Raw genomic sequence first — 13797 nt, forward strand, 5'->3', positions numbered from 1 at the left:
CATATTTCCTGTCATAGAGCTTCACCGCATGTTTCATGCCCTCCTTGAGGAGCACCGAGATTGACTCGGCGAGCATCTCCTCCCTGCCGGCTTTTCCTCCGGGGCCCCTCTGCTTTTCATAGGGCGAAAGCTTCTTCTCAGAGCGCCGGCCGAAAATACCCGTCCGTTGAAAGAAGGACTCGGGGCTTTATGGCAGAATCACCGAATATATTGACAGGAGGGAACACCTATGATAGATCCATTAGAAAAAATTAAGGCAATCAAGCGCTCTTCAGTTTTTACCAATCTCCTCATCGAGGATATCTCCCGCTTCTCCGACATAATCCAGGAAGTGGAATACCCCGCGGGCCACGTGGTGTTCAGGGAGGGCGACCCGGGAGACAAGATGTATCTCATCGTGAGCGGCGAGGTGACCATAAGAAAGGATATCACCGACGGCGTGGACATGCAGGTGACTATAGGGGACGGCGAGTGCTTCGGCGAAATGGCCATACTGGACGGTATGCCCCGCTCCGCCACAGTCACCGTAATGAAGCCCGGCGTATTTCTCTCCATCGGGAGGGATGAGTTCATAGATCTCCTCACCGTCTATCCCGAAATCTCCCTTCAGGTCATTTCAATCCTATCAGGGAGGCTCAGAGAGGCTCATACCAACATCGCGAAGACCATAAGGGAGCAGCTCTAGCTTCCCGGGTACCGGGAATTGTACCAAAGTTCCTATCTTCTCCCCGCCCTGTGCGCTATCATGAAATCACGGAAAAAGCAGACGATCTATAAGGAGGGGGAAAGATGTCTGGGAACACTATCCCGGAGCTGTCAGGGGAAAAGAGGGGAGCGGGGGAGACCGTGGCGGCATACGAGCCCAAGCGGCACCAGGAGGCTTGTTTCTCGGGGAAGACCCCCGTCATGACACCCCAGGGGATAAGGGAAATACAGTTCCTGAGAGAGGGAGACTATGTCTATACCTTTGACCTGAAGACAAGGGACATCACCGAGACCAGGGTCGAGCACCTTGATGTGCACCTTGGCGAGTTCGAAATCAGGGAAGTGCGCCTGTCGGACCATGACACGATTCTTGCAACGTCAAACCACAAGTTCTACAACGGGCGCTGCTGGGTGGAGTGCCGCGAGATGAGCGAGATCTTCACCGTATCGGGTGATACCCTTGGAGTGGCCGTCTCGGAGGTTTTCAGGAAGACAAATATCGTCTATAACCTCAGGACAGCGGCGGGGACCTACCTCGTGGGGCACGTGGCGGCCCTGGTGAGCGGAGGAACGGTCCTCGACCTCGTGACGAGGAAGGCTGCCTGAGCAAGGAGCAGTTCAGACTTTGTAAGCAAGAAAGGGCGGCAAAGCCCTTTCTTACTTCTTGAGGGCTCCCACTACCGGTTGTTTTACTATCAGGGTTTTCATCGCGGGGGGTGAGACTTTCAGCGTTTCGGTGAGATCTTTTCCCGCCGCCGCGCCTTTGGAGCACATTCTGTGGCTGCCTTTCGGCCAGTACTTGCTGCCCGTCACGTCATAGACCACGCCGTCAACGGCCACATAAGCCTTTCTGCCCTCTTTCCCGTCATATTTCTCAAGCTCCGCGAGGGTGAAAGTCTGCGTGGCCTGCGTGGCCTGCGATTCCTGCGGCGCCTGTGGTGCCTGTGGTGCCGAAGAGACAGTCTGGTCCTGTACCGCGTGAGAAGGGCAGCCGGACTGTGAAATCAGAATGGCGGTAATGAGGAGAAGGAAGAGCACATGCAGGACACCTCTGCTGATGGAATACAATTTACTCATCAAGCCACCTCTCTCTTATAGAGTTAAAAATCTTTTTCCGGATCAGTGCTTGCCCGGTGCAAGAGGCACGCCTTTCCGCTCAGAGGTGATATAAGCCTCAAGGGCGGTCATCCTTGGATCGTCGGGGGCCAGGGCTTTCCCTTCCAGGGGATTTATCAGGCACCAGTTGATCATTTCGCGAAGGGTGATAACCCTTCCCAGCTGTTTCTGAAACTTGGGGTATGTCTCAGGGTGGGTGTTGGCCGCGTTCGGGTGGCACTGCGCGCAGGCTACCCCGTTGGTGCCGAGCTCGGAGCTGACAAAGAGCTCCCGCCCCTTTTTTACCATCGACATATACTCCTGTTCCCAGCGCTTGACATCATCACTGGTGAACTGGTCAGCCCTTGATGGCTCCTGCACCGCGATGGCGGTGATATATACCAGTGAAAGCAAGGCGATGACAATGGTCTTTTTAAGCATCTTTCCCTCCCTTTAGTAATGGATCTGCGGCGCCGTCCGGCTCTCCGGATTCTGGTATACCGTGTCTTCGGGATGCCCTGCCTGCGGGTTATACCGAACGACCCGGTTCTTGTTGTCGAAAAGCTTGTAATCTGCAGTGATACGGCCGCTCTTAAGGTCCACAAGCTGCCAGCCTGTTGCATCACGCTCAAAGAACGGGTCAGCCCGGTTCATGGGCACGGTGAGCTTGGGAAGATTGTTCTCCTTCAGGGCATAGGTTGATGGGTAAGGCCAGGGCCAGGCCGTTGCCATCACCGCATAGAAGCTTATGGGGCCTATCTGGTTGTACTGGATCTGGTGGACATGGCCATAGACCACGGTGGGGTCCTTGAAAGGCCTGAGGAGCCCCTGGACCTTTTCCGCGTCATCAGTCCAGAAGTTCCATGACTTAAAGATCTTCTGGATGGGGGAATGGGAGAAGAGAACGACAGGGGTGTTCCTGTCCACTCTCTCCAGGTCTTTGCGGAGCCATTCTATCTGCTTGTCGCCCACCATGAAGGGGGAGCCGTTAGGATTATCAAGCCCCGCCATCTCCTGCATCCTTTGTTTCGCAGTAGGCCAGCGGTTATAGGTCCAGTCGTCAAAAGTGAGAATGCTGTTGAGGGTCACAAAGTGCACCCCCTTGTGGTCCCAGCTGTAGTGGTGGGGCCCGAAAAGCTTTGACCAGTATGAGCCCAGGTCAAGGTAGTAATCATGCTCTCCCATGACGTGATAGACCTTGTAGTCCAGCTTTGAAAGCATTTCCGCCCCGTGATCGAGCTCTTCCTTTGTGCCAAGCTGCGCCAGGTCGCCTCCGAAGACTACAAAGTCAGGCTTCGGCGTGAGCAGGTTTGTCTCGGCAACGGCGCGGATAAGGCCGCGGTCCCAGTTGCGCACGAACTTGTCTCCCTTGATATGCTGGATATGAGCGTCCGAGATGTAGGCGAAGGTAAAGTCCTTCGCGGGATCAGCAAAAGCCAGGTTTATCGTGGTGAGAGGAAGGGCTGTCGCTGCAGTCACCGCGGCAGCACCTTTCAGAAAGTCACGGCGTGATAGACTCTTTTCCATGGGCGCCTCCTTTACTTTGCCTTTTTCACAAGGTGCATATACTCCGGGCTGGTAAGAGCCTCCAGGAAGGCCACAAGATCGTCAATCTGTGCTTCGGTGAGATTCAGTGGCCTTATGCCGCTGCCCAGGAAGTCGTTTACCGGATCGCCTTTCTTTGTGACTCCCCCGTTATTGTAGTGGACTACCACGTCGCGGAGCGTCGCCTGGCTCCCATCATGCATATAAGGAGCAGTGATGGCTATGTTGCGAAGCGTGGGGGTCTTGAAGGCGCCTATATCGTCAAAGTCCCGCGTGGGGGCAAAACGGCCGAGCTCCGAGGTCTTCTTGTCGGAAAGGACCTTTACGTCAACCTGTGACGCTGTCGCCTCGGCTTTCAGGAATTCTTGTGCCAGTGCGGGAATTTCCTTCTGGATATTGTTGATTCCCACGCCCACGTTGTGAAAGCGGTTATCGGTGAATACGGCCTGGGTCTGCTCTATCACGTGGCACGACACGCAGCGCCCCTCGTTGATGAAAAGGTCAAGGCCGCGCTTCTGCGGGGCCGTGAGGGCGCTCTTTTCACCCCCGAAATAATACCGGTCAAAGGGTGAATTGCCCGTCACCTGCTCTCTCTCGAAAGAGGCAATGGCCTTGGTGACCTCACCCATCGTAATCTCTTTGCCGCTCTTGTTGAAGACTGCCTTGAACTGCTTCTGGTACTCAGGATCGGAGCGCACGATATCCAGGATGGGCTGGTGGTCCTTGAGACCCATCTCCACAGGGTTGGTGAAGGGGTGCAGGGCCTGGTCCTCGAGGCTTGGCGACCTCCCATCCCAGAAAAACAGGTCGAAATAGACGGCATTGATCACCGTGGGAGCGTTTCTTGTGCCTTTCAGCTTGTGGATCCCTTCAGATGTCTTGAGAGGGCTGTCGGTGAATGCCTTTTCCTCTGCATGGCAGGTGGCGCAGCTCACGTCGCCCGTGGTGCTGAACCTCTTGTCATTGAAAAGCTTTTTCCCAAGGGCTATCTTCCCGGCGCTCTGGGGATTTTCCCCGGGGTATTTGGGAGGAGGCAGCCCCAGCGGTGCCGATGGACTGGACGAGATGCTGCCTGCGGTGACGATGAGAACCACCAGTGCAAGGACCATGGTGATTACGGTGAGCATTACCTTAATAGCATTACCTCCTTGTGCTCCATATCAGGCGGTATGAAGAAGACTGGAAACCTTGCCATGCCACTCAATAGAGCAGTCAATTATTTACTTGAATTTCTATGATGTCTTGAGGCAGTTCTCCATCTATATTTGAGAATTGTTATTAATTTTCTTTTAAAAGAGGAAAAATCCTCTTCCCCCCAGGCAGAAGCTCTTTTATGACTGAGCTGGAGGCACCTCATGCCCCACCTTCATGTAACTTCAAGGTTTTTTCGCTCCCTTATTCCGGGAGCGGTGAGCTGGCTCCTTGCGGGACATTGACCGGAGGAAGCAGTCGGCGTTTGCCGCCGCGCCGCCCGTTGCGGTGCTCATCACCGCCGTCGAGGATTCCTGGGTGTCCCTCAGGAAGACATTCAGCAGGCCGTTTGAAGCCCCGAGATTCGCCGCTTCGGATTCAAAGACGATATAACGGCCCTCAGGAGAGACCGTGGTGAAGTAGCTGTTCTTGTCTCCCGCGCTCCCCGAGGCGCCCGCCGCTCTGCTCACGAGGGTCGTCGTGAGATTCCCCAGGCTTCTCACATAGACTTGCGAGATGTCCGCCCGGGGCTTCTTCGCCCCTCCCAGGTTGGTGGCGGCCGAGGAGAACACTATGTAAGTCCCGTCCGATGATATGGAGGGGTAAAAGCTGTTTCTGTCGCCGATGGCCCCCGCTGCGCCGATGAGGTCCGAGGCCCTGCTCACCAGGGTCGTGGTGTTGTTCACAAGGTCGCGCAGATAGATCTGCTCATAGTCTGCAGGCACGCCCTCCACGAAGTTCGTGGCGTACGACTCGAAGGCCGCATAGCGGCCGTCTGAAGAGATGCAGGGATACATGCTCATGTCATTGCCCTGGGCACCCGATGCGCCGTCGGCGCGGCTTGCCATTATCGTGGTGCCGGTCTGCCGGTCTCTCACAAATACGTTGTACTGGAATCCTGACGTGCCGCTCACCAGGTTGGTGGCCATCGACTGAAAGCATACGTAGCGGCCGTCTGAAGACACCGAGGAATAGTTGCTTATCATATTGCCGGGGCTCCCGCTTCCTCCCACGATATCAGAGGCCCTGCTCACCAGGGTGGTGGTCTGGCCGGTCAGATCACGGAGGTATACCTGTGAAACGCCTTCAGTGACGCTCTCGCTTATCAGATTGGTGGAGAAGGACTCAAATGACACATAGCGGCCGTCACCGGTAATGAAAGGTATCGAGCTGTCCTCGTTTCCCGCGCTTCCTGATGCGCCGGAGGACTTGCTTGCAAGGACCGTGGTGCCCGTGCTCCTGTCATAGACAAAGACCTGGGAGGCGTCGGATGGATTGCTGTCCGAGGTGAGGTTTGTGGCATGGGACATGAAGGCCACATAGCGGCCGTCAGGGGTAATGACAGGCATCACGCAGGATTGATTGGCAGCGGCGCCTGAAGAGGTCCTGCTTATCAGGTAAGTGCCCCCCGAGACAGGGTTATGGGCATATATCTGGCTCATGCCGCCGGTGGTGACGCCGCTCACAAGGTTAGTGGCCTCCGATGAGAAGACCATGTCACGGGATGAGTAAGTGGGCAGCGGCGAAGGATTGGGCGTGGGCCCCGGTGATGTCGTCGGCGATGGCGCAGGTGATGGAGTAGGCGACGGCGAGACGGTGGCCGTGGGAGAGGGCGACGGTGAAGGCACGGGAGGCGACGGCTGGGGGCTCGGATTTGGTGTGGGATTGGTCTGGGTGCTCACGGAGTTGCTAGTGACGCCGTTTATCACCACGGTGACCGTTGCGGTGCCCCTGAAGGTCACGTCCTTTACGCCGTCAGGGACTCTGCAGGTTATCATGGTATCGGTCCAGGTCCCGTAGAGCGAGGCTTTTGCGGAAGTATTATCCTGGAAGGTGAAGTTCACGTAACTGCTGCTGCTCTGCATGAAGAAGTTGCTCCCGGTGACCTCGCACCAGTCGCCGGATCGGAGAGGCTCACCCGGATTCGTGAGGTTTGAAACGGTGCTCACCGTGGGATTTGCAGGATAGGGCCCTCCCCAGATGCCTCCACCTCCCGAGCTGCCGCTGCCTCCCCCGCATCCCGCAAAGAACGGAAGAATCACACAGCTCACCATCAAAGAAGCCATCAGGACGATTCCAAGCTTTTTCATACACCCTCCTGTTTCATGAAACTGCGTATCAGGCTTTCCTCCTGACCGCGACAAGCCTTATGAGAATGCGCGTGAAGATCATTTCACGGGTTTCAGCTCCGGAGTGATGTCTACGACAGACTGCCTGAATTCCATAGTGCTCACCGTCAGGGCCCTGGCAGAATCAAGATCAAATTTCTTCAGATCTGCCATTCTTATTGTCTGGTCGCCGTACATCCTTAAATAATAACGGAGATTCCGGGGATCCCTTGCCACGGTGGCCTGGGTGTAATCATAATAGACGGTGCCTCCGTCGGTCGAGCTTGTTATCCCGCGGGGAATGTCAAAATTGTTGAGAATATGGAACACCTGGAAGATACCTTCCGTCACGTCTTTCACCGGGACCGCGTTCGCGGAAAAGAAGGCCGCCCTTACAAATCTTGACGGAGGGGTGTAATCGCCGGGAAGGCCGACCATGCCCGTTCCCTGGCCGCAAGGAAGGAGGGTGAGGCCGCCCATAGTCAGGGAGGCCACGTTGACAGTGCTCAGGTGGATATAATTCCTCAGGTTGGTGATCATATAGTCAAAACCGGGCGAATTGGTGATGACGCCAAGGGGATTTTCAAATATCCTGAGCTTCCCTCCGACTGGCTCAATCACGATGCTTTTTCCCGCCTTGTCGTACACGATATAATGCAGGGGCGGCGCGGCGGGCCCCCAGCCGTTCACCGGCGTGGGAACTACGGCGACCTTCCCCTGCTCAATGGCTGAGCGGACTTCATCAATGGTGGCAAACTGAGTCAGTATCCAGTTGGGGAAATCAACGGGCGACAGGGCCGATGCCCTGTTTTTTTCTGTGAGCGGCGCATATTCCGCGCAGGTGCTGAAATAAAATGCTCCGACGGAGAGGCCTTTTTCATTGATGCCGTCCATTATGGCGAGGTTGCCATAGTTAATGGAGCCAAGTGAGGCATATTTCGCCTTGTATTTCATCCCCGGGCCGCCGCCGGGCACAGAGCCGGCAAATTCAAAGGCGCGCGGGACAAAGGCAATTGAGCATATCACTTCAACGCCGAACTCCAGCGTTCTCCCGTGGACACAGGTGCCGTCGGCGAGCTTGACCGAGATGCCCGTGCAGGCCGATGCTTCCCCCTGTGTGGCGATCAATAAGGCACAGACAAGCAAAAGGATATGAAAAAATGAAAGATTCCTGACCATAGTGTACCTCCCTGTGGTTTTGCAATTTCTCGAAGTGAGCGTAAAAAATGCTTCTGCGGGACAGGGGCAAATACCTTCGGAGGGCCTTGAAGGGGATTCTTTCCGGCCCTGAAAGGAGGATTCCCGCGGGGACTGTGAAAATCAATACTTATGAGCGATGAGGACAAGCGAGAAAAAAACTACTGGCTCACCACGACGCGCCTGGAGTCACTGGCGGACAATGTCTTTGCCTTCGCCATGACGCTTCTTGTCTTGAACCTTGTGCTTCCCGATGTTCCCCGGGAATGCACTTTTGCAGCAATCGTCGCCATGTTTCAGAACCTATGGCCCCACCTGAACGCCTTTGCCATGAGCTTTATCGTGCTTGCCATCTTCTGGATGCTTCATCACAAGCAATTTTTTTTAATAAACCGCGTTGACGGGGTGATTCTCTGGAACAATGTCTTCATCATGATGTTCGTAGTTCTTGTTCCTTTTGCCACTCAATTCTCGGCCAAGCACGACGGGGTGCAGGCCGCGGAGCTTGTCCTGGATGCAAACCTGTTTATTCTTGGCGTTCTCTTTTTCATAAACTGGTGGTATGCGACATACAATCACCGCCTTGTTGATCCCGGGCTTGACAGCAAAACAATACGGCGGGGTCTGATGAAGACCTTATTCATGCCGGGCCTTGCGCTCATTGCAATGGGGCTCTCATTCTTCCATGCCTCCCTGAGCAGCACCATCTATATATTTCTCCCCCTCATCCTTTACGATTTTTTGAAGTCGTAGAAGCCCCGCACTCGGGGAGATACTTCCAGTATCTCCCCGGCATCATGCGCCTCTGGAGCCTGGGATTCTCTCTCGTCTCTATGGCGAGGCTTTCAAAGAAAGTCTTCCAGAGAGCCTTGATGGCTTTTTCCTCCTTGTCCGCGGCAGGGATTGATTCTTCCAGCACTTCCACAATCTCCCACCGGGAGTCCCTGCAGAGGGCGGCTTTCTGCCTTCTCCTGTCGTGGATGGCCCACTCCCCCCGGGAAAAGCGCTTTGCGAAGTGAGGGGCGACAAGGGGAAGGATGAAGTGATCAGGCTCTATGGGGGCATAAAGCAGGGCTCCGCCGGCCCTTTGAAAGCGCAGGAAGCCTTTCATACGGTGGCTTTCAAGTTTTACGCGGTTCACCATCATATGAAGGGTCTTCACCTCCTCATCGTGATGGGCGCTGTCAAGGGCGCTGCCCCATTGCCACCCCTTACCGAGGTACGACAGTATTTTCATCTCCATCCCGCGCTCTTCTGAAAGGTATGCATAGAGTATGTTCCGGAAGGCACATGGCGATATGGCCTCCCTGATCCTCGCGGCCATTTTCCGCGCGAGCCTTTCATCGGTCGCTATCTCCTGCGGCGTGGAGAAAAGATCGAGCTGCAGGGCGGCCTCTTTCGTGATTGCCTCAGGAAGCGGGCCGCCGGAAAAGGAAAGCTCAAGAGCCGTCAGCAGGCCGGGAAATGAGCCGTCGTAAAGATAGATGGCCATACTGTCAGAACTCTCCCGTCACTGCGGCAAGGTACCCCGCTTTTTGCCTTTCATATTCAGGGAAGAGAGGGAGCTGCTCATAGCCCCCCGGGGGGCGATCTGTTTTACGCACAGCCTTTGGTGCCGTGAGTATATCTTGAAGCCGTGAGATATCCGAAGGGATCTTTTCCCAGTATTTTCCGGCTGCCATGACGAAGAAGCGGGCCCTTTTCATTACCACGCCTATCCGCGCGAGGTCCTCAAGGGAGAGGGAGTGGAGTTTCCGGGCGGCGATGATTCTTTTCGCGCTCAAGGTTCCTATGCCGGGCACGCGAACCAGGGCTTCGTAGGGCGCGCTGTTCACTTCCAGCGGGAAGAACTCGGGGTGAGCCAGGGCCCACCCTGTCTTGGGGTCCCACCGCTCGTCAAGGTTCCTGCATTGTTCACCGAAGAGCTCGGCAGAAGCGAAGCCGTAGAAGCGAAGCAGCCAGTCGGCCTGGTAGAGGCGGTGCTCACGGAGAAGGGGGGGCTCGACGGGAGCGGGCAGGTGCGGGCTTTCATTCACCGGGATATAGGCCGAGTAAAAGACCCGCTTGAGGCTGAACCTGCGGTAGAGGAACTCCGAGAGCCTGAGAATCGTGGAGTCGCTCTCGGGGGAGGCCCCCACGATGAGCTGCGTGCTCTGTCCCGCGGGGATGAATGGCGGCGCTTTCCTGGATTTTTCCTTCTCCTCCCTGTACCTGGTGATCTCTGCTCCCATGGACTTCATTACCGAGAGGATCCCTTCACCGCTTTTCTGCGGCGCGAGGAGCTTCAGGGACTCCCGGGAAGGGAGCTCGATATTGGCGCTCAGCCGGTCCACGTAGCTGCCGGCCTCAATGATGAGGCTTTTCGAGGCTCCGGGAAGGGCTTTAAGGTGGATATAGCCGTTAAAGCGCTCTTTGAGCCTGAGGTCTTTCACGGTCCTCACGAGGCGCTCCATGGTGTAGTCGGGTGAGCGGGTGATGGCAGATGAGAGGAAGAGCCCCTCAATATAGTTTCTATGGTAAAACTCCATGGTGAGGGCTGCCACCTCACCCTCGGTGAAGGAGGCGCGGGGCACGTCGTTGGAGCGCCTGTTGACGCAGTAGCTGCAGTCAAAGATGCAGTCGTTGGTGAACAGGATCTTCAAGAGCGACACACAGCGCCCGTCAGAAGTGAAGCTGTGGCAGATGCCGCTTGGGGCGGTGCTGCCAACGCCGCCTTTTACCCCACGTCTCCTGCTGCCGCTTGACACGCAGGATACATCGTATTTTGCCGCGCCCGAGAGCACGGTGAGCTTTGCCTGGATGTCTGCGAAAGAAACCATGGAAATCTCCTGGCTATTTCTTACCGCGATGCCATGAATAATCCTGCTCCCGCCCTCTGGCAGCGGATAGGCCGGCCCGCCGCCCGGGAAATGCCCCGGCCGCCTGGGCCGCAGGCAGCCATTATTATTCTCGCATATCTCAGTGACACATGGATGTCAGTGGTGAAAAATGCAGTGAAAGTTTCACGGGAGATGCCATTTAGGGACATCCCCTGTAATTTGCTGGAGGTGCTGAAGCCTCATCCTGTCCTCTCCCTGTTGCCTTCCCTCCGGGGCTGTGATATACTTTTTCCATGGGTAGTTCATTCTTGCCGGATAAACTCCCGGAACGAGGTGATATATGAACATTCAGCCGACACCCATGCAGTCAGGCATAAAGAACGGCCAGTCGCTCCCTGGCAGCCACGCAGCGGGGACTGCCGGAGCAGCGGGAGATAAGAAATGGACCGTGCTCCTGTACTCGGGAGGCGACAACAACCTGGATTACGATTGCATCCAGGATGTAATTGATCTTGAGAAAGTAGGCTCTGACAAAAACACCAACGTGCTGGTGCAGATAGACAGGGGCGAGAATCCTTCGGAAATCAGCGGCGGGTGGAAGGGATGCCGCCGCTTCCTCATCGGGAAGGATAACAACCCCTCGGCAATCGACTCCCCTGTCCTCGAGGACCTCGGGCAGGTCAACATGGCGGACCCGAAAGTGCTCACTGACTCCATAGTATGGGCTGCGAAGAGCTATCCCTCGGAGCACTTCTTCCTCATCATGGCTGATCATGGCGGCGGGTGGCCGGGGGCGATGGAGGACGATTCCCACAAGGGATGGATGAAGACCGGCGAGATAAGATCCGCTATTGAAGAGGCGGAGAAGCAGGTCGGGAAAAAGATTGACATAGTCGGCTTTGACGCATGCCTGATGGCTTCTTCAGAGGTCGGCTACGAGCTCAGGGACTGCGCCGATTTCATGATTGCCTCCGAAGAAACTGAAGGTGTCGATGGATGGCCCTATATCAATATATTCTCCGGGAAGATCCTGAAGAGCCTCCAGAGGGCCCTGACGGCCAAGCTGGATATCTCTCCTGATGAAGTGGCAAAAAAGGTGGTAAAAGAAGCAGAAGGGTATCCCGATACTCTGCCTACCCTCTCCGCCATCGAGCTTTCAAAAATGAGCGCTCTTGCGCGGGCAACTGACCGCTTCGCAGAGAAGCTTATTGCCACTGATACGCCTCCTGAGACGATAAGAAGCATGATAAGCTCCACCGAGACCTTTGAGGGCTTTAAGGACCAGTATGATTTTGCAGAAAGGATCGCGGGAAATCCCGGGGTGAAAGATGAGGCGCTCAGGCAGGCCGCCCGTGAAATGATGAATTCTGTCAGGGATGCGGTGATCGCTGAACAGCATGCAAAGGAGAGAACTGGAGCCCATGGCCTTCACATTGAGCTCCCCGACGGGAGCAGTGCCCCCCCCGGAGACGACTACAAGGAACTGGGCCTGTCGAAGGATACGAAATGGGATGAAGCGCTGATGAAACTGAGCCGGCAGGCTTCTGAAAATAAATAAAGCTCCGGCGCACTGAGAATGCGAGGGATCACCGATGAAAATTGAGAACACACCCTTTGTTCAACAGAGTCGTCAGCAGGCGCAGATACCTATCCCGGCCGGCGAGAGCGGGCAGAAAGATGTTTTCACGAAAGAGGAGAAAGCGGGAAGTGCCGCGGCCTCTCCCCTCGACCGCGGTGAGAAGAGCATCCCCGCCGAAAACGCCTCCATCCACGAAGGAACAACGCTCACTCCCCGGGAGTATATCGATACGGCTCAGAAGACTATCGATCCGAAAGATGTCAGAAAGGCGAGAAAGGCCTCGGGGCCGCCTCCCCGGGAAGGCACGAAAAAGAGCTTCTGGCGGTGGAATTTTGCGCAGATGCCGCCGGGATTCAAGAAGATTGACGCCACCTGCCAGAAGGCAGGGAAAAACTGTTATGCTTTCGTGGAAGATGCGTGCTGGGGCAAGGAAGTCAAGGCAGGCGATATCGAGAAGCTTCTCAATACCTTTGAAAATCAGACGCCTCCCTCGTCTCTCAACCCGAAAAAAGGGATCTACGATGTCGATACCGAGACCTTCGGAAATATCCCTGACGCTCTTGACAACGATCCCAGGGTCTACCTTTTTGTCACCAACCTGGGAAATTACCAGGGACAGGGTTTTGACGGCTATTTCAACGCCTTTGACGAGATGGATGATGCCACCGCGTGGGAGAAGTATCACCAGCACAGCAATGAAGCGGAAATGCTTTACCTCAACTGCGGTTCCAGGGAAACACCCATAGCTTCAGACTATATGCTCTCGGTGACTTCCCATGAGCTTCAGCACATGATCCACTTCAACTACGACAGCCAGGAGGAATCGTGGCTCAACGAGAGCTGTTCTGAAGCGGCAATGACCGCCACAGGCTATTTCACTGACAGCAAGCATATGGAGCGATATGCATCAAACCCCTCTTCACCTCTCATGGTGAAGGACTTTGTGGACTACGGGGCCTGCCTTCTCTGGGGTACGTATCTCATGGAGCAGCTGGGAGCCGGCTTTTTCCCTGCCCTTGTCTCAAACCCTTCCCAGGGAGCCCTCTCTATCAATGACACGCTAAGCACGCTGCACCGCCCTGAAAACTTCCGCTCCCTCTTTGATCAATGGGTGGTGGCAAATTTCGCCTCTTCCAGGGGTGTCACCGACAGCCGTTACAGGTACTCGTCCTTCCCGGTGCCTCCTATGAAAGTGGCTGCGCCATTCGAAAAATACCCTGCCGAGCACAGCTCAACATTGAAAAGCTCCGGCGTTGATTATATCGCCCTCAATAACACTGATAATAAAGAGATGAAGCTCTCTCTGAAAGTTACCTCACCCGAGAACCCCCAGGACCTGGATTATGGAGTCCAGCTGATGCGCTTCAATGGAAAAGAGCTCAAGGTGGAGCCATTGAGGTTTAAGGATGGCGAGGCGACGGTGAGCCCGGGAGATGGGGAGCTCTTTCTTGCCGTGTACGGCCTGGGAGAGAAAGACCTGGGCTATACCATCAGCGCTGAAAAAAGCTGAGACAAAATCATGCCTGTCCCGGTCAAAGACTGGGAGCTCTCCCGGGTT

The 13797-nt window shown here is 55.5% G+C and carries 13 protein-coding genes; 5 read left to right on the forward strand and 8 right to left on the reverse strand.

The window, feature by feature from the left end; genetic code table 11:
* Nucleotides 1-229 precede the first annotated feature (229 nt).
* Together RDV48_27640 and RDV48_27645 are read left to right on the forward strand one after the other, a co-directional pair.
* On the forward strand, nucleotides 230-685 hold the full coding sequence (locus tag RDV48_27640) for a cyclic nucleotide-binding domain-containing protein (protein MDQ7826607.1): 456 nt from the start codon (nucleotides 230-232) through the stop codon (nucleotides 683-685).
* Nucleotides 686-789: 104 nt separating this feature from the next.
* Nucleotides 790-1311, forward strand: a complete 522-nt coding sequence (locus tag RDV48_27645) for a Hint domain-containing protein (protein MDQ7826608.1) — start codon at nucleotides 790-792, stop codon at nucleotides 1309-1311.
* A gap of 51 nt (nucleotides 1312-1362) precedes the next feature.
* Here the strand turns inward: RDV48_27645 and RDV48_27650 are convergent, their stop codons facing one another.
* From RDV48_27650 to RDV48_27675, 6 genes are all read right to left on the reverse strand, one after another.
* Nucleotides 1363-1782, reverse strand: coding sequence for a cytochrome b5 domain-containing protein (locus RDV48_27650; protein MDQ7826609.1), 420 nt, complete (start codon nucleotides 1780-1782; stop codon nucleotides 1363-1365).
* Between the two features lie 42 nt (nucleotides 1783-1824).
* Nucleotides 1825-2241 carry a cytochrome C gene (locus RDV48_27655; GenBank protein MDQ7826610.1) on the reverse strand — a complete coding sequence of 139 codons (417 nt, stop codon included), beginning with the start codon at nucleotides 2239-2241 and terminating at the stop codon, nucleotides 1825-1827.
* Between the two features lie 12 nt (nucleotides 2242-2253).
* Complete coding sequence (locus RDV48_27660) at nucleotides 2254-3327, reverse strand: metallophosphoesterase (GenBank protein MDQ7826611.1); 1074 nt, start codon at nucleotides 3325-3327, stop codon at nucleotides 2254-2256.
* Between the two features lie 11 nt (nucleotides 3328-3338).
* Nucleotides 3339-4472 carry a cytochrome c peroxidase gene (locus RDV48_27665; GenBank protein MDQ7826612.1) on the reverse strand — a complete coding sequence of 378 codons (1134 nt, stop codon included), beginning with the start codon at nucleotides 4470-4472 and terminating at the stop codon, nucleotides 3339-3341.
* Nucleotides 4473-4721: 249 nt separating this feature from the next.
* Nucleotides 4722-6626, reverse strand: coding sequence for a hypothetical protein (locus RDV48_27670; protein MDQ7826613.1), 1905 nt, complete (start codon nucleotides 6624-6626; stop codon nucleotides 4722-4724).
* A 78-nt stretch (nucleotides 6627-6704) separates the two neighbouring features.
* Nucleotides 6705-7823, reverse strand: coding sequence for a choloylglycine hydrolase family protein (locus tag RDV48_27675; protein MDQ7826614.1), 1119 nt, complete (start codon nucleotides 7821-7823; stop codon nucleotides 6705-6707).
* Between the two features lie 150 nt (nucleotides 7824-7973).
* Between RDV48_27675 and RDV48_27680 the strand changes: the two genes are divergently transcribed.
* Nucleotides 7974-8594, forward strand: coding sequence for a TMEM175 family protein (locus RDV48_27680; GenBank protein ID MDQ7826615.1), 621 nt, complete (start codon nucleotides 7974-7976; stop codon nucleotides 8592-8594).
* Here the strand turns inward: RDV48_27680 and RDV48_27685 are convergent.
* The gene (locus tag RDV48_27685) at nucleotides 8566-9333 is read right to left on the reverse strand and encodes a TIGR03915 family putative DNA repair protein (protein MDQ7826616.1); all 768 of its coding nucleotides are present in this window, start codon (nucleotides 9331-9333) and stop codon (nucleotides 8566-8568) included. The genes RDV48_27680 and RDV48_27685 overlap by 29 nt on opposite strands.
* Nucleotides 9334-9337: 4 nt before the next feature.
* A complete protein-coding gene (locus RDV48_27690) occupies nucleotides 9338-10660 on the reverse strand; it encodes a putative DNA modification/repair radical SAM protein (GenBank protein ID MDQ7826617.1) in 1323 nt (440 codons plus the stop codon).
* 340 nt (nucleotides 10661-11000) lie between these two features.
* Between RDV48_27690 and RDV48_27695 the strand changes: the two genes are divergently transcribed.
* Nucleotides 11001-12218, forward strand: coding sequence for a clostripain-related cysteine peptidase (locus RDV48_27695; protein MDQ7826618.1), 1218 nt, complete (start codon nucleotides 11001-11003; stop codon nucleotides 12216-12218).
* 34 nt (nucleotides 12219-12252) lie between these two features.
* Complete coding sequence (locus tag RDV48_27700) at nucleotides 12253-13749, forward strand: hypothetical protein (GenBank protein MDQ7826619.1); 1497 nt, start codon at nucleotides 12253-12255, stop codon at nucleotides 13747-13749.
* Nucleotides 13750-13797: the final 48 nt, after the last annotated feature.

The organism is Candidatus Eremiobacterota bacterium, from assembly GCA_031082125.1.
Taxonomy (GTDB): domain Bacteria; phylum Vulcanimicrobiota; class CADAWZ01; order CADAWZ01; family Ess09-12; genus Ess09-12.